The sequence below is a fragment of the Streptomyces tibetensis genome, from assembly GCF_007655005.1.
In the GTDB taxonomy this organism is placed as follows: domain Bacteria; phylum Actinomycetota; class Actinomycetes; order Streptomycetales; family Streptomycetaceae; genus Streptomyces; species Streptomyces tibetensis.
The window spans coordinates 275,700-289,995 of sequence record NZ_SZVW01000002.1; the positions used below are offsets into that span (position 1 = coordinate 275,700).

Genomic DNA, 14,296 nt, shown 5'->3' on the forward strand with positions numbered 1-14,296 from the left:
GGGGCGGGTGCCGGCCCGCCAGGGCAGGAGGGCGCTCACGGGGCACCGGCCTTCCCGACAGCAGGGCGGGTGCCGGCCCGCCAGGGCAGGAGGGCGCTCACGGGGCACCGGCCTTTCCGGCGGTCGGCGGCCCGGCCGCCCTCACCCCTCGGTGCTCGTCGGGTACCAGGATCCGGCCGTCGAGGATGGTGACGCGGCGGCGGGCGCGGGCGGCCACGGCCGGGTCGTGTGTGATGACGACGACGGTGACTCCCGCCGCGTTGAGGCGCCCGAGCAGGTCCATGACCGTGGTGGCAGTGCCGGAGTCGAGGTTGCCGGTCGGCTCGTCGCACAGCAGCAGGTCCGGCTCGTTGACCAGGGCGCGGGCGATGGCCACCCGTTGCCTCTCGCCGCCGGAGAGGGTGGTGGGCAGGGCGTGCAGACGGTGTCCCAGGCCCACCCGCTCCAGCGCGTCGGTGGCCGCGCGGTCCCGGTCGGCGGCGCGGCCGGTGACGTAGAGCTGGGCCAGCGCCACGTTCTCCCGTGCGGTGCGGTACGGCAGCAGGTGGAACTCCTGGAAGACGAAACCGATGCGGCGTCCGCGCAGGGCGGTGCGCTCGCGTTCCGGCAGGCCCGCCACGTCCACCCCGGCGAGGGTGAAGGTGCCCGCCGTGGGCCGGTCCAGCAGCCCGAGCAGGTTCAGCAGCGTGGACTTCCCCGAGCCGGACGGTCCGACCACCGTCAGGTAGTCACCGGCCCGCACGGTCAGGTCGGCCGAGCGCAGTGCGTGCACGGGTGGCGAACCCGGATAGGTCTTCGAGCAGCCCGCCAGCCGCAGGACCACGGGCGGTTCGGCGCAGGAGGCCGGGTCCGCGGGGGCCGCCGTCATGTCCCGACCACGACCCGTGCGCCCGGTCCCAGTCGCGCGCCGACCGGCGTGATCTGCACCAGGCCGTCCGCGGACACCCCGGTCGTCACCCGCACGGTCCGCCGGACACCGGTGTCCGTGACCACCGTGACCGCCGTACGGGTGTCGGCGCCGGCGGTGATCGCGGCCTCCGGGACCGCGAGGACATCCTTCGCGGTCGCCGCGGCGGTCACCGTGATCCGTACGTCCTGGCCGGCGAAGGCCGCACTCCACGCCTTGTCCGGCTTCACGACCAGCGGCCGGTACGCCCCGCCGCCCACCGCGCCGCCGGAGTCCGGTGAACCCCCGGGAGCGTCCTTGCCGTCGCCGGGGGTGACGAGGGCGCCGACCGACTCGACGGTGCCCCGCGCCTGCGCACCGGTCGCCTCGGCGAGGACGGACACCTTCATGCCCGGGGTGACGAGGCCGGCCTGGGCCGGGTCCAGCTGCCCGGTGAGGGTCAGGCCGCCGCGGGCGAGGGTGATGACCGGCCCTTTGACCGGGTCCCCGACCTGGACCGGGACGGACACCACCCGGGCCGGGAGCGACGGCACGAAGACCACTTCCGACGCCGGCACCATGGCGTGCTCGGCGGGTCGAGCCCGGTCCTGCGCCGTCGCCGCACCGGTTTCGTCCGGCGCGTCCGGCGCGCCGGCGGCCACGTCGCCCCGGCCGCCGCTCTCGTCGTCGCCGGTGGTGCCGTCGTCCCGCGACTCGGGGACGGGGCGGCCGAGATGCCGGTAGAGGGCGCGCACCGCCTGCTCGGTGCCGCGGCCGAAGACGCCCCGGGCGTCGCCGCCGGTGCCGTAGCCGAGCGAGGTCAGCGCCTTCTGCAGTTGACCGACGTCACCGCCCTGCTCGCCGAAGACCAGATCGCGGTAGGCCGGCACCGCTCCGGGCAGCGCGAACACCGGCCGCCCGGAGTACTCCACCAGCGTCCTGGCCGCCTCCACCCGGTGGCCGGCACGGGTGAACACGCCGGTCACGACGAGCTGTGCGGGCCGGGACGGAGCGGCGGTGCCGGCCACGGACGTCGGCTGCGCGGAGACCGTCCGTCCGTTGGCGAAGGTGCCGCGGAGCACCACGGTGGAGCGCAGGACCTGCCGCACCACCGGCGCGGTGATCACGCTCGGCGGCGGCGGGCGGGTGTCGGCCGCCGCCTGCGAGGGCGACCGCACGAGTCCCGACCCGGCCAGCCCGCCGACCGACAGGAGCCCGGCGGCGGTGGCCACGCCCACGACGGTGCGCCGCCGCCGGACTGTTCGCGATCCCATGGAAAAGGGAATTCCTTTCGAGGACACAGCGATTTCGAAAATTTCGAGGTTTGCGGTTCAGGAATTCCGGCCGAGTACCGCCATGGCCGATTTGACTTCTGCCGCGATGCGGTCTTTCAGCTGCTGCAGCTGAAACTGGTTCTGTTCGATCTGTTGTCGCTGGATCGCGGATTCGACGGTGTACCAGGTCTTGACCAGCCCGGTCCGGCGTTTGCAGTCGATGTCGGTCAGGGCCGTGGTGATGTCGGCCTGGTCGGCCTGTCCGTGGTGGGTGTCGGGGGTGAGCTTCGCGGCGTCGAGCGGGCTGTCGACGGTGTAGCCCTTCGCCTTCATGCAGCGCGACCATGCGCCGACGACGGCCAGGACGCGGGGGTCGCTCTGCGACCGGCGCAGGCTCTCGTAGTCGAGCGTGCTGGCCGGCGACTCGTCGATGCGCGGACCGACCCGGCGGATCGACTCCCCCAGACACCCGTCCTCGGGGATGCGCCGGCCGTCGATTCGCGCCGGGGCCCGCTTCGCCCCGGGGGCGACGGCCAGGCGCCCGGTGAGTACGGCCGTCTCGGCGGCCGTGAGCCTCGGCGCCGGCGGTGGTGTGCGGCCCGAGTCGCCGAGGAAGTAGCCGTACCGGGCTGCCTGGTCCCGGTCGGTGATGCCGTAGCGCCGCGGCATGTTGGAGTCGTCGCTGCTGGGCGGTGGGGTCATACCGCGGGCCGGGGCGGTGTAGGCGTAGCCGTACCGCTGCATGCACCGGGTGGTGAGCCGGTCGACCGCCTGCTGGACGGCCACGGTGTCCGCGTACGGCTCCATGTAGGCCTCCAGCGGGAGGACCAGGCCCTTGGCGAGCCCCGACCGGGGCGTCGCCGCGGGCCAGGCGGGGGTGCCGGTCCGCGAGGGACGGGCACCTCCCGCCGCGGGATCGCCGGTTGCGCCGAAGGGGGAACATCCGGCCAGGGCGAGCAGCGCGCCCGCCACCACGGCCACCAGGGGCCGTGCGGCCCTCGACCTGCGCATCATCTCTCCCCTGCCGCGACGGGTCGCCCGGTCACGAACGCCGTCAGGACCAGTGCTCGGAGGCGTCCTCGTTCTTCAGCGTGGAGTCGAAGTTGAAGTCCGCGCCGCAGAACTGGTCGGAGCCGAAGTACTGGGAGTGGCCGGTGTAGCCGGAGTTGTAGTAGATCCGGTAGCTGTTCACGCCGCAGGGGTCGGCGGCGGCGGCGTTGTTCTTGATCTTCTGTCCCGCGCCCGGGAGGCCACCTCCGGTGCTGAAGACGAAGACGTAGATGCCGTTGCCGTCCAGGCCGCCGGAGAAGTCGTAGACGTCCCCGTACATGGAGGCCGCCGCGCCGGGGGCCGGCTTGACCCCGCTCTGGGGCGAGGAGTTGTAGTTGATGAAGAGGTCGGCCTCGCAGTCCGGGTCGTATCCCCTGGAGTCACGGGAGATGCAGGGCGAGGAGGTGTAGATCGGGGTGGTCGCGTGGGCTTGGCCGCCGGTGGCGACCGTGGTGGCACCCGCACAGGAGAGGACGGCGAGGGCGAGGGCCACCGCCCGTCTGTCGATATTTCGAACCACGGTTAGAGCACTGGCCATGACGACACTTCTTCCGATTCATCCGAATGCCCGGAGGCAGGGGTGGAAAGGGCGTGGGGGGAGGCCGTGCAATTTCTTGTCGAGCGGCCCGAGATTCGCATGATCGCGACTCGCCGGTCAACGCTTTTCCGGGACCCCGGTGCAGTCTTGATCCCGTCTTTAGTTTTGCAATTCGAGCTTTGCGATGACGTGACCGACGACCCTCTTCCACCGGCTTCGGCACGCCCGTCCGTCGGACCGGGCGTTCGACAGGTCGTCACCGCTGGTGGTTTGCTGACCCTCATGCCGACCATCGCCGTGACCACCTGGTCCCTGGAGCAGACCGCCCCGACCGACCTGCTGCCGGCCGTCGCGCCGGACGGGGACGTCCGGGTCGTCCGCTCCGAGGTGCCCTCGCCCGAGTTCAGCCGGTACCTGTACGCGTCGGTGGGCGGCGACATCCGCTGGACGGACCGGCTCGGCTGGTCGTACGCGCGGTGGGTGGAGCACCTGGAGCGGCCCGGCGTGGAGACGTGGGTCGCGTACGACCGGGGCACGCCCGCGGGGTACGTGGAGCTGGAGGCGCAGGACGACGCGGTCGTGGAGATCGTCTACTTCGGACTGCTCCCGGCGTTCCGGGGCCGGCGCATCGGCGGGCACCTGCTGTCGTACGGCGTGGCCCGGGCCTGGGACCTCGCGGACCGGTGGGCGGGACTGACGCCGACCAAGCGGGTCTGGCTGCACACCTGCAGCAAGGACGGCGAGCACGCGATGGACAACTACCAGCGGCGCGGCTTCAAGCTGTTCGACACCAAGGTCGAGGAGGAGGCGGAGGTCGCCGCTCCGGGACCGTGGCCTGGGGCGTTCCCTGCCTGACCTGGACGGACACCTCAGGACCGCCCAAGTGTGACCAACACCACCCTTGTCTTGCTCTGCGAGACAAGGGTGTCCGCATCTTGGACAAAGCTGGACTGTGTCCAGATCGCCGTGACACGCTTCCGTCATGTCTGGAACTGGAATTGCCTTGGTGAGTCGGCGGCACGTCGACCTCGGCCGCATGTCCAGCGCCATCTGTCCGGCGCACTGAGCGTACTCAGCCCACGCCCGACATCTTTCGTTCCAGCCTCACTCCTGCGCAATGACGCGCCCTCTGCCCATGCGTCCACGCGCGCAGGTCAGAGCCTCCCTCCCGCCACCCGACCGCCACCCCTCAGCGACGGCGCTACGCGCCGACCCCTGCCCATTGCTGTCCCGAAGGACGTATCAACCATGGCCGCCACCCCGCAGAAGCCTGCCGCCGCGACTCCCCGCCGCAAGGTGAGCCGTCACCGCGGTGAGGGTCAGTGGGCCGTGGGGCACCACACCCCACTGAACGGCAACGAGCAGTTCAAGAAGGACGACGACGGTCTCAATGTGCGGACACGCATTGAGACGATCTACTCCAAGCGGGGCTTCGACTCGATCGACCCCAATGACCTGCGCGGCCGTATGCGCTGGTGGGGTCTGTACACCCAGCGCAGGCCCGGCATCGACGGCGGCAAGACGGCCGTCCTGGAGCCGGAGGAGCTGGACGACGAGTACTTCATGCTCCGCGTCCGGATCGACGGCGGGGCGCTGACCACCCGTCAGCTGAGGGTCATCGGCGAGATCTCGCAGGAGTTCGCGCGCGGCACCGCCGACATCACGGACCGGCAGAACGTCCAGTACCACTGGATCCGGATCGAGGACGTGCCCGAGATCTGGAACCGGCTGGAGGGCGTCGGCCTGTCGACGGTCACCGCCTGCGGTGACACCCCGCGTGTGATGATCGGCTCGCCGGTGGCGGGCATCGCCGAGGACGAGATCATCGACGCCACCCCGGCGCTGGAGGAGATGAAGCGCCGCGTCCTGAACAACCCGGCGTACTCGAACCTCCCCCGCAAGTTCAAGACGGCCATCTCGGGTTCGCCGCTGCTGGACGTGGTGCACGAGATCAACGACGTCGCGTTCGTCGGCGTCGAGCACCCCGAGCACGGCCCGGGCTTCGACGTGTGGGTCGGCGGCGGCCTGTCCACCAACCCCAAGCTGGGCGTGCGCCTCGGCACCTGGGTCTCGATCGACGACGTGCCGGACGTGTACGAAGGCGTCATCTCGATCTTCCGCGACTACGGCTACCGCCGGCTGCGCACCCGCGCCCGCCTGAAGTTCCTCGTCGCCGACTGGGGCGCGGAGAAGTTCCGGCAGGTCCTGGAGGACGAGTACCTGAAGCGCAAGCTGGTGGACGGGCCGGCCCCCGAGCAGCCGTCGCAGCAGTGGCGTGACCACATCGGTGTGCACCGGCAGAAGGACGGCCGGTTCTACGTCGGCTTCGCCCCGCGCGTGGGGCGCGTCGACGGCGCGACGATCACGAAGATCGCCGACCTCGCCGAGGCCCACGGCTCGGGCCGGGTGCGTACCACCGTCGAGCAGAAGATGATCGTCCTCGACGTCGAGGAGAACCAGGTCGCCTCGCTCGTCGAGGCCCTGGAGGCGCTCGACCTGACCGCCCGGCCCTCCACGTTCCGGCGCGGCACCATGGCCTGCACCGGCATCGAGTTCTGCAAGCTGGCCATCGTCGAGACCAAGCAGCGCGGTGCGCAGCTGATCGACGAACTGGAGCGCCGCCTGCCGGACTTCGACGAGCCGCTCACCATCAACCTCAACGGCTGCCCGAACGCCTGCGCCCGTATCCAGGTCGCGGACATCGGTCTCAAGGGCCAGCTCATGCTCAACGACCAGGGCGAGCAGGTCGAGGGCTACCAGGTGCACCTGGGCGGCGCCCTGGGCCTGGAGGCCGGCTTCGGCCGCAAGGTGCGCGGTCTGAAGGTCACCTCCGAGGAACTGCCGGACTACATCGAGCGCGTCCTGAAGCGGTTCCAGGCCGAGCGCGAGGACGGCGAGCGGTTCGCCACCTGGGCGGCGCGGGCCGGCGAGGAGGCCCTGTCGTGAGCGAGCGCGCGGCACCGTTCTACTGCCCTTACTGCGGCGACGAGGACCTGCGTCCGAGCGAGGCCGCGGAGGGCGGGCACGGCGCGTGGGAATGCGCGGCGTGCAGCCGAGCCTTCTCGCTGAAGTTCCTCGGGCTGCTGGCCCAGGGACTGAAGCGATCCGATTCCGGAGGGGCACAGATATGACGACCGCTCAGGAAGAGCGCACCACCGAGGACCTGAAGCAGCTCGCCGAGCAGGCGGGCCGCGACCTTGAAGACGCCTCCGCGCTGGAGATCCTCCAGTGGGCGGCGAAGACGTTCGGCAAGCGTTTTTGCGTGACCTCCTCGATGGAGGACGCGGTGGTCGCCCACCTCGCCTCCCGCGCCATGCCCGGCGTCGACGTGGTCTTCCTCGACACCGGCTACCACTTCGAGGAGACCATCGGCACCCGCGACGCGGTCGAGGCCGTGATGGACGTCAACCTCATCACGCTCACCCCGCGCCAGAGCGTCGCCGAGCAGGACGCGGAGTACGGCCCGAAGCTCCACGACCGCAACCCCGACCTGTGCTGCAAGCTGCGCAAGGTGCAGCCGCTGGAAGAGGGCCTGAAGGACTACCAGGCCTGGGCGACCGGCCTGCGCCGCGACGAGTCCCCGACCCGGGCGAACACTCCGGTGGTCGGCTGGGACGAGAAGCGGCAGAAGGTCAAGATCTCGCCGATCGCCCGCTGGACCCAGGACGACGTGGACGCCTACGTCACCGAGCACGGCGTCCTGACGAACCCGCTGCTGATGGACGGCTACGCGTCCGTCGGCTGCGCCCCCTGCACCCGCCGGGTCCTGGAGGGCGAGGACGCCCGTGCCGGCCGCTGGGCCGGCCGCAGCAAGACCGAGTGCGGACTGCACGGATGACGACGACGATTCAGGAGAGTGACGTGACGACCGGAGCCACCGTCTGGCTCACGGGTCTGCCGAGCGCCGGCAAGACCACGATCGCCTACGAACTGGCCGGCCGCCTGCGCGAGGAGGGCCACCGGGTCGAGGTGCTCGACGGCGACGAGATCCGCGAGTTCATCTCGGCGGGCCTCGGCTTCAGCCGCGAGGACCGGCACACCAACGTGCAGCGCATCGGCTTCGTCGCCGAACTGCTCGCCCGCAACGGCGTGCTCGCCCTCGTCCCGGTCATCGCGCCGTACCAGGACAGCCGCGAGGCGGTGCGTAAGCGCCACCAGGCGAACGGCACCGGGTACGTCGAGGTCCATGTCGCGACGCCCGTCGAGGTGTGCAGCGAGCGGGACGTGAAGGGCCTGTACGCCAAGCAGGCCGCGGGCGAGCTCACGGGGCTCACCGGGGTCGACGACCCGTACGAGGCGCCCGAGTCGCCCGACCTGCGCATCGAGTCGCAGAACCAGACCGTGCAGGAGTCCGCGGCGTCCGTGCACGCCCTGCTCAGCGAAAGGGGACTGGCATGACGACGACCGTCGCCACCGTTTCCGAGGGAACCGAAAGCCCGTACGCGCTCTCCCACCTCGACGCCCTCGAGTCCGAGGCGGTGCACATCTTCCGCGAGGTGGCGGGCGAGTTCGAGCGGCCGGTGATCCTCTTCTCCGGCGGCAAGGACTCCATCGTCATGCTGCACCTGGCGCTGAAGGCGTTCCGGCCGGCGTCGGTGCCGTTCTCGCTGCTGCACGTGGACACCGGGCACAACTTCCCCGAGGTCCTCGACTACCGCGACCGCACGGTCGACAAGCACGGGCTGCGGCTGCACGTCGCCTCCGTGCAGGACTACATCGACCGCGGTGTCCTCAAGGAGCGCCCGGACGGCACCCGCAACCCGCTGCAGACGCTGCCGCTGACCGAGAAGATCCAGGCGGAGAAGTTCGACGCCGTCTTCGGCGGCGGCCGCCGCGACGAGGAGAAGGCCCGGGCCAAGGAGCGGGTGTTCTCCCTGCGCGACGAGTTCTCCCAGTGGGACCCGCGCCGGCAGCGCCCGGAGCTGTGGAACCTGTACAACGGCCGGCACGCGCCCGGCGAGCACGTCCGCGTGTTCCCGCTGTCCAACTGGACCGAGCTGGACGTGTGGCAGTACATCGCCCGCGAGGGCATCGAGCTGCCGCAGATCTACTACGCGCACGAGCGCGAGGTGTTCGCCCGCAGCGGCATGTGGCTGACCGCCGGCGAGTGGGGCGGGCCGAAGGACGGCGAGAGTGTCGAGAAGCGGCTCGTGCGCTACCGGACCGTGGGTGACATGTCCTGCACCGGCGCGGTGGACTCCGACGCCGACACCATCGAGAAGGTGATCGTGGAGATCGCCGCCTCCCGGCTCACCGAGCGCGGCGCCACCCGCGCCGACGACAAGATGTCCGAGGCCGCGATGGAAGACCGCAAGCGCGAGGGGTACTTCTAGAGATGAGCACGATCACCACCGAGGAACTCGCGGAGACCACCCTGCTGCGGTTCGCCACCGCGGGCTCCGTCGACGACGGCAAGTCCACCCTGGTCGGGCGGCTGCTGCACGACTCCAAGTCGGTCCTCACCGACCAGCTGGAGGCCGTGGAGCGCGTCTCCGCGAGCCGCGGCCAGGAGGCCCCGGACCTCGCCCTGCTGACGGACGGACTGCGGGCCGAGCGGGAGCAGGGCATCACGATCGACGTGGCCTACCGCTACTTCGCCACGCCCCGGCGGCGGTTCATCCTCGCCGACACCCCCGGCCATGTGCAGTACACCCGCAACATGGTGACCGGCGCCTCCACCGCCGAGCTGACGGTGATCCTGATCGACGCCCGCAACGGTGTCGTCGAGCAGACCCGCCGGCACGCCGCCCTCGCCGCGCTGCTGCGCGTGCCGCACGTGGTCCTCGCCGTCAACAAGATGGACCTCGTCGGCTACGAGGAGAAGGTGTTCGCCGCCATCGCCGAGGAGTTCACGGCGTACGCGACGGAGCTGGGCGTCCCCGAGGTCACCGCGATCCCGATCTCGGCGCTCGTAGGCGACAACGTGGTGGAGCCCTCCGCCAACATGGACTGGTACGGCGGCCCGACGGTGCTGGAGCACCTGGAGACGGTCCCGGTCGCGCACGACCTGAGCCACTGCCACGCCCGGCTGCCCGTGCAGTACGTGATCCGCCCGCAGAACCCGGACCACCCGGACTACCGGGGCTACGCCGGTCAGATCGCGGCCGGTTCCTTCCACGTCGGCGAGTCCGTCACGGTGCTGCCGTCGGGCCGGGCCTCGAAGATCTCCGGCATCGACCTGCTGGGCGAGCCGGTGGACGTGGCCTGGACGACGCAGTCGGTGACCCTCCTGCTGGAGGACGACATCGACATCTCGCGCGGCGACCTGATCGTGCCGAGCAAGGACGCGCCCGCGACCACGCAGGACATCGAGGCGACCGTCTGCCATGTGGCCGACGCCCCGCTGACGGTCGGGCACCGGGTGCTGCTCAAGCACGGCACCCGCACGGTCAAGGCGATCGTCAAGGACATCCCGTCCCGACTCACGCTCGACGACCTGTCCCTGCACCCGCATCCGGGACAGCTCGTCGCCAACGACATCGGCCGGGTGAAGATCCGCACCGCCGAGCCGCTGCCGGTCGACTCCTACGCCGACTCGCGGCGCACCGGCTCGTTCATCCTGATCGACCCGAACGACGGCCAGACCCTCACCGCCGGCATGGTCGGCGAGTCCTTCGCGGCCCCGGAGCCGGTCAAGGACGAGTCCGACGACGACGGGTGGGACTTCTGACATGAACTCCCCCGACTTCTACTCCACGTTCGCGAAGGAGGGCGGCCGCGTCGGCAGCGGTGCTCTCGGCAGCGGGCAGGGCGGAGTGGCGCGATGTGTGCGCTGACGTACGCGCACTGCCTGCGCGCCCTCACCCCCCACCGCCGTAGACGAAAACCTGCCGACCTCCCGGCCACGACCTGAGAGACCGTGACCGCCGGGCCTCCGAGAGGACCACCTCCCGTGCCTGCTTCATCTGCTCTTCGCCGCGGTTTCGCGGTCATCGCCGCACTTCCCCTGCTCACGCTGGCCGCCTGCGGCTACGGGTCCGAGGCCAAGGACGACGGCGCCGCCAAGGTCGCCGCCGGTGCCAAGAAGATCGACGGTCTCGACACCGTCAAGATCGGCTACTTCGGCAACCTGACCCACGGCACCGCGTTGGTGGGCATGCAGAAGGGCATCTTCCAGAAGGCCCTCGGCGCCACCAAGGTCGAGCCGGCCATCTTCAACGCCGGCCCCTCGGAGATCGAGGCGCTCAACTCCAAGTCCATCGACATCGGCTGGATCGGCCCCTCCCCCGCGATCAACGGCTACACCAAGTCCGCGGGCAAGAACCTGCGCATCATCGGCGGTTCGGCGTCCGGCGGTGTGAAGCTGGTCGTCAACCCGGACAAGCTCAAGTCGCTGAAGGACGTCAAGGGCAAGCGGATCGCCACCCCGCAGCTCGGCAACACGCAGGACGTGGCGTTCCTCAACTGGGCCGCGGAGCAGGGCTGGAAGGTCGACCCGCAGAGCGGCAAGGGTGACGTCACGGTCGTCCGCAGCGACAACAAGGTCACCCCGGACGCCTTCAAGTCCGGTTCCATCGACGGCGCGTGGGTGCCGGAGCCGACCGCGTCGAAGCTGATCGCCGAGGGCGGCAAGGAACTGCTCGACGAGTCGACGCTGTGGCCGGACAAGAAGTTCGTGATCACGAACATCATCGTGCGGCAGGACTTCCTCAAGGAGCACCCGAAGGTCGTCGAGGCCGTGCTCAAGGGCTCGGTCGACACGAACAAGTGGATCAACGCCAACCCGGACGCGGCGAAGGCGGCGGCGAACAAGCTGCTGGAGGCGGAGACCGGCAAGGCGCTGCCGGCCGATGTGCTGGACCCGGCGTGGAAGTCGATCCGGTTCACCGACGACCCGCTGGCCTCCACCCTCAACACCGAGGCGGAGCACGCGGTGAAGGCGGGGCTGCTGGAGAAGCCGGACCTGAAGGGCATCTACGACCTCGCACCGCTGAACAAGGTCCTGAAGGCCGAAGGCGAGCCCGCGGTCGACGACGCCGGTCTCGGCGCGAAGTAAGCCCGATCCGAAGCCGCATTGTGAAGAGTTCCCAGGAGGTGACGACCATGGCCACGACCCTCACCAAGGCCGCCGACGGCACCGAGTCGGCCACGCACGCCGCCCGGATCGAGCACGTGTCGAAGTCGTATCCGGGCCCCGCCGGACAGCAGCTCGTCCTGGACGACATCACCCTCGATGTCGCGCCCGGAGAGTTCGTCACCCTCCTGGGGGCCTCGGGCTGCGGCAAGTCCACCCTGCTCAACCTGGTGGCGGGCCTGGACCGCCCCAGCGCCGGCGAGATCGCCACGGACGGGCGTCCGGCGCTGATGTTCCAGGAGCACGCGCTGTTCCCGTGGCTGACCGCGGGCAAGAACATCGAACTCGCCCTGAAGCTGCGGGGCGTGCCGAAGGCCGAGCGCCGGGAGCGGGCCGAGGAACTGCTCGAGCTCGTCCGGCTGAAGGGCGCGCACGGCAAGCGGGTGCACGAGCTGTCGGGCGGTATGCGCCAGCGTGTCGCGCTGGCGCGTGCGCTCGCGCAGGAGAGCAAGCTGCTGCTGATGGACGAGCCGTTCGCGGCGCTGGACGCCATCACCCGGGACGTGCTGCACGACGAGCTGACCCGCATCTGGCGCGAGACGCAGGTGTCCGTCCTGTTCGTCACGCACAACGTGCGCGAGGCGGTGCGGCTCGCGCAGCGGGTGGTGCTGCTGTCGTCGCGCCCCGGGCGGATCGCGCGGGAGTGGACGGTCGGCATCCCGCATCCGCGCCGCATCGAGGACACCGCCGTGGCGGAGCTGTCCGTCGAGATCACCGAAGAACTGCGTGGGGAGATCCGCCGTCATGGCCAGCACTGATTCGACGGCCGTCGCCAAGGACGGCAACGATCTCGCCGGACTGGAGGCGGGCCTCGACGCGCTGGAGACGCGGCAGACCTCCCGGACCCCGTTCCGGCAGACCTTCACCCAGAAGATCCTGCCGCCCGTCCTCGCCGTGGCACTGGTGCTGGCGGTCTGGCAGGCGCTCGTCTCGTTCAAGGTCGTCGACGACCCGACCAAGCTGCCCGCGCCGTCCGCGGTGTGGGACGTCGTCCAGACTGCGTGGCTCCAGGGCGAGCTGCTCGGCTACATCTGGACCAGCGTCTCGCGCGGTCTGCTCGGCTTCCTCTTCGCGCTGGTGATCGGCACGCCGCTGGGCCTGATCGTGGCCCGGGTGAAGTTCATCCGCGCGGCGATCGGCCCGATCCTGTCGGGTCTGCAGTCCCTGCCGTCCGTCGCCTGGGTGCCGCCGGCAGTGATCTGGCTGGGCCTGAACAACTCGATGATGTACGCGGTGATCCTGCTCGGCGCGGTCCCCTCGATCGCCAACGGCCTGGTCTCCGGCGTCGACCAGGTGCCCCCGCTGTTCCTGCGCGCGGGCCGCACGCTCGGCGCCACGGGCCTGAAGGGCACCTGGCACATCGTCCTGCCCGCCGCCCTGCCCGGTTACGTGGCGGGTCTGAAGCAGGGCTGGGCCTTCTCCTGGCGCTCCCTGATGGCCGCCGAGATCATCGCGTCCTTCCCCGACCTCGGCGTGGGCCTCGGCCAGTTGCTGGAGAACGGCCGCAACGCCAGCGACATGGCCATGGTGTTCGAGGCGATCCTGCTCATCCTGATCGTCGGCATCGCCATCGACCTGCTGATCTTCAGCCCGCTGGAGCGGTGGGTGCTGCGCAGCCGCGGCCTGCTGGTGAAGAACTGAAGTCCCATGACGAACAAGCCCGTCCTCCTCGTCATCGCCCACGGCAGCCGCGACCCGCGGCATGCCGCGACGGTGCACGCCCTGGTACGCCGGGTGCGCGCGACGCGCCCCGACGTACGGGTGGAAACGGGCTTCCTGGACTTCAACGTCCCCTCGGTACAAGGGGTCCTGGAGTCACTGGCGGTACAGGGCGTCCGCGACGTCGTCGCCCTGCCCCTCCTGCTCACCCGCGCGTTCCACGCGAAGGCGGACATCCCCGCGGTCCTCGCGGACGCGCCGCCGCAGCTGCGCATCCACCAGGCGGACGTCCTCGGTCCCTCCCCCCTGCTCCTGGCGGCGCTGGAACGGCGTCTGTACGAGGCGGGCCTGACTCCCGCCGACAAGTCCTCGACCGGGGTCGTCCTGGCCTCGGCGGGGTCCACCGACCCGGAGGCGATCGCAGTGATCGCAGAAATCGCGCGGGAGTGGCGGCACACCGGCTGGTGCGCCGTGCGGCCTGCGTTCGCCTCCGCATCCCTTCCGCGCACCGAGGACGCGGTCCGCGAACTCCGCGCTCTGGGCTGCTCCCGGGTCGCCGTCGCCCCGTACGTGCTGGCCCCCGGCTTCCTCCCGGACCGCATCGCCCGGGGTGCTGCACAGGCGGACGTCCTGGCGGACGTCCTGGGCCCGGCGCCGGAGGTGGCACGGGTCGTGCTGGAGCGGTACGAGGCGGCACGGATGCCGCTGCCCGCGGCTGCGAGCGCCTGACGACCTCCCCGACCGGCCCGCGGACCCCGGTCTTCGGCGCCGCCGTCCCGGGCGTCACGATCGGCCTTGTGCCCGGCGGGTGTTCG

16 protein-coding genes are annotated in these 14,296 nt (G+C 70.8%); 12 read left to right on the forward strand and 4 right to left on the reverse strand.

Going from position 1 to position 14,296, the window contains the following annotated elements:
- Positions 1–97: 97 nt before the first annotated feature.
- From FDO69_RS03685 to FDO69_RS03700, 4 genes are read right to left on the reverse strand one after another with little or no spacing between them, the layout of a single operon-like run.
- Positions 98–868 (reverse strand): ABC transporter ATP-binding protein, encoded by a 771-nt coding sequence (locus FDO69_RS03685; RefSeq protein WP_104778142.1) that lies wholly within the window; start codon positions 866–868, stop codon positions 98–100.
- Positions 865–2,160, reverse strand: a complete 1,296-nt coding sequence (locus tag FDO69_RS03690; protein WP_104778144.1) for a peptidoglycan-binding protein — start codon at positions 2,158–2,160, stop codon at positions 865–867. Before FDO69_RS03690 ends, FDO69_RS03685 begins: the two co-directional genes overlap by 4 nt.
- 57 nt (positions 2,161–2,217) lie before the next feature.
- Positions 2,218–3,171 carry a hypothetical protein gene (locus FDO69_RS03695; protein WP_138430045.1) on the reverse strand — a complete coding sequence of 318 codons (954 nt, stop codon included), beginning with the start codon at positions 3,169–3,171 and terminating at the stop codon, positions 2,218–2,220.
- Between the two features lie 43 nt (positions 3,172–3,214).
- A complete protein-coding gene (locus FDO69_RS03700) occupies positions 3,215–3,748 on the reverse strand; it encodes a hypothetical protein (RefSeq protein ID WP_138430047.1) in 534 nt (177 codons plus the stop codon).
- Positions 3,749–4,030: 282 nt separating this feature from the next.
- Between FDO69_RS03700 and FDO69_RS03705 the strand changes: the two genes are divergently transcribed.
- The 12 genes from FDO69_RS03705 (at position 4,031) to FDO69_RS03760 (ending at position 14,210) form a co-directional block, all read left to right on the forward strand.
- Positions 4,031–4,603 carry a GNAT family N-acetyltransferase gene (locus tag FDO69_RS03705; RefSeq protein WP_104778485.1) on the forward strand — a complete coding sequence of 191 codons (573 nt, stop codon included), beginning with the start codon at positions 4,031–4,033 and terminating at the stop codon, positions 4,601–4,603.
- Positions 4,604–4,730: 127 nt separating this feature from the next.
- Positions 4,731–4,814, forward strand: coding sequence for a putative leader peptide (locus FDO69_RS42855; protein WP_311241247.1), 84 nt, complete (start codon positions 4,731–4,733; stop codon positions 4,812–4,814).
- Positions 4,815–4,996: 182 nt separating this feature from the next.
- A complete protein-coding gene (locus tag FDO69_RS03710) occupies positions 4,997–6,694 on the forward strand; it encodes a nitrite/sulfite reductase (protein ID WP_104778149.1) in 1,698 nt (565 codons plus the stop codon).
- A complete protein-coding gene (locus FDO69_RS03715; RefSeq protein ID WP_104778151.1) occupies positions 6,691–6,879 on the forward strand; it encodes a hypothetical protein in 189 nt (62 codons plus the stop codon). The genes FDO69_RS03710 and FDO69_RS03715 overlap by 4 nt, the downstream gene beginning before the upstream one ends.
- Positions 6,876–7,586, forward strand: a complete 711-nt coding sequence (locus FDO69_RS03720; protein WP_104778153.1) for a phosphoadenylyl-sulfate reductase — start codon at positions 6,876–6,878, stop codon at positions 7,584–7,586. Before FDO69_RS03715 ends, FDO69_RS03720 begins: the two co-directional genes overlap by 4 nt.
- 23 nt (positions 7,587–7,609) lie before the next feature.
- Positions 7,610–8,146, forward strand: a complete 537-nt coding sequence (gene cysC / locus FDO69_RS03725; RefSeq protein ID WP_104778154.1) for an adenylyl-sulfate kinase — start codon at positions 7,610–7,612, stop codon at positions 8,144–8,146.
- Positions 8,143–9,081 carry a sulfate adenylyltransferase subunit CysD gene (cysD, locus tag FDO69_RS03730; protein ID WP_104778155.1) on the forward strand — a complete coding sequence of 313 codons (939 nt, stop codon included), beginning with the start codon at positions 8,143–8,145 and terminating at the stop codon, positions 9,079–9,081. Before cysC ends, cysD begins: the two co-directional genes overlap by 4 nt.
- Positions 9,082–9,083: 2 nt before the next feature.
- Positions 9,084–10,418, forward strand: coding sequence for a sulfate adenylyltransferase subunit 1 (locus FDO69_RS03735; protein WP_104778157.1), 1,335 nt, complete (start codon positions 9,084–9,086; stop codon positions 10,416–10,418).
- 222 nt (positions 10,419–10,640) lie between these two features.
- Positions 10,641–11,744 (forward strand): ABC transporter substrate-binding protein, encoded by a 1,104-nt coding sequence (locus tag FDO69_RS03745; RefSeq protein ID WP_104778161.1) that lies wholly within the window; start codon positions 10,641–10,643, stop codon positions 11,742–11,744.
- A 47-nt stretch (positions 11,745–11,791) separates the two neighbouring features.
- Positions 11,792–12,580 (forward strand): ABC transporter ATP-binding protein, encoded by a 789-nt coding sequence (locus tag FDO69_RS03750; RefSeq protein ID WP_104778163.1) that lies wholly within the window; start codon positions 11,792–11,794, stop codon positions 12,578–12,580.
- A complete protein-coding gene (locus FDO69_RS03755) occupies positions 12,567–13,463 on the forward strand; it encodes an ABC transporter permease (RefSeq protein ID WP_104778165.1) in 897 nt (298 codons plus the stop codon). The genes FDO69_RS03750 and FDO69_RS03755 overlap by 14 nt, the downstream gene beginning before the upstream one ends.
- Before the next feature lie 6 nt (positions 13,464–13,469).
- Positions 13,470–14,210: a sirohydrochlorin chelatase gene (locus FDO69_RS03760; protein WP_104778167.1), complete on the forward strand. Its 741-nt coding sequence runs from the start codon at positions 13,470–13,472 to the stop codon at positions 14,208–14,210.
- The last annotated feature ends 86 nt before the right edge of the window (positions 14,211–14,296 follow it).

Coding starts and splice junctions, on each gene's coding strand:
- FDO69_RS03685 (WP_104778142.1), bottom strand. CDS start 868: ATGACGGCGGCCCCCGCGGACCCGGCCTCCTGCGCCGAACCGCCCGTG.
- FDO69_RS03690 (WP_104778144.1), bottom strand. CDS start 2,160: ATGGGATCGCGAACAGTCCGGCGGCGGCGCACCGTCGTGGGCGTGGCC.
- FDO69_RS03695 (WP_138430045.1), bottom strand. CDS start 3,171: ATGCGCAGGTCGAGGGCCGCACGGCCCCTGGTGGCCGTGGTGGCGGGC.
- FDO69_RS03700 (WP_138430047.1), bottom strand. CDS start 3,748: ATGGCCAGTGCTCTAACCGTGGTTCGAAATATCGACAGACGGGCGGTG.
- FDO69_RS03705 (WP_104778485.1), top strand. CDS start 4,031: ATGCCGACCATCGCCGTGACCACCTGGTCCCTGGAGCAGACCGCCCCG.
- FDO69_RS42855 (WP_311241247.1), top strand. CDS start 4,731: ATGTCTGGAACTGGAATTGCCTTGGTGAGTCGGCGGCACGTCGACCTC.
- FDO69_RS03710 (WP_104778149.1), top strand. CDS start 4,997: ATGGCCGCCACCCCGCAGAAGCCTGCCGCCGCGACTCCCCGCCGCAAG.
- FDO69_RS03720 (WP_104778153.1), top strand. CDS start 6,876: ATGACGACCGCTCAGGAAGAGCGCACCACCGAGGACCTGAAGCAGCTC.
- cysD (WP_104778155.1), top strand. CDS start 8,143: ATGACGACGACCGTCGCCACCGTTTCCGAGGGAACCGAAAGCCCGTAC.
- FDO69_RS03735 (WP_104778157.1), top strand. CDS start 9,084: ATGAGCACGATCACCACCGAGGAACTCGCGGAGACCACCCTGCTGCGG.
- FDO69_RS03750 (WP_104778163.1), top strand. CDS start 11,792: ATGGCCACGACCCTCACCAAGGCCGCCGACGGCACCGAGTCGGCCACG.
- FDO69_RS03755 (WP_104778165.1), top strand. CDS start 12,567: ATGGCCAGCACTGATTCGACGGCCGTCGCCAAGGACGGCAACGATCTC.
- FDO69_RS03760 (WP_104778167.1), top strand. CDS start 13,470: ATGACGAACAAGCCCGTCCTCCTCGTCATCGCCCACGGCAGCCGCGAC.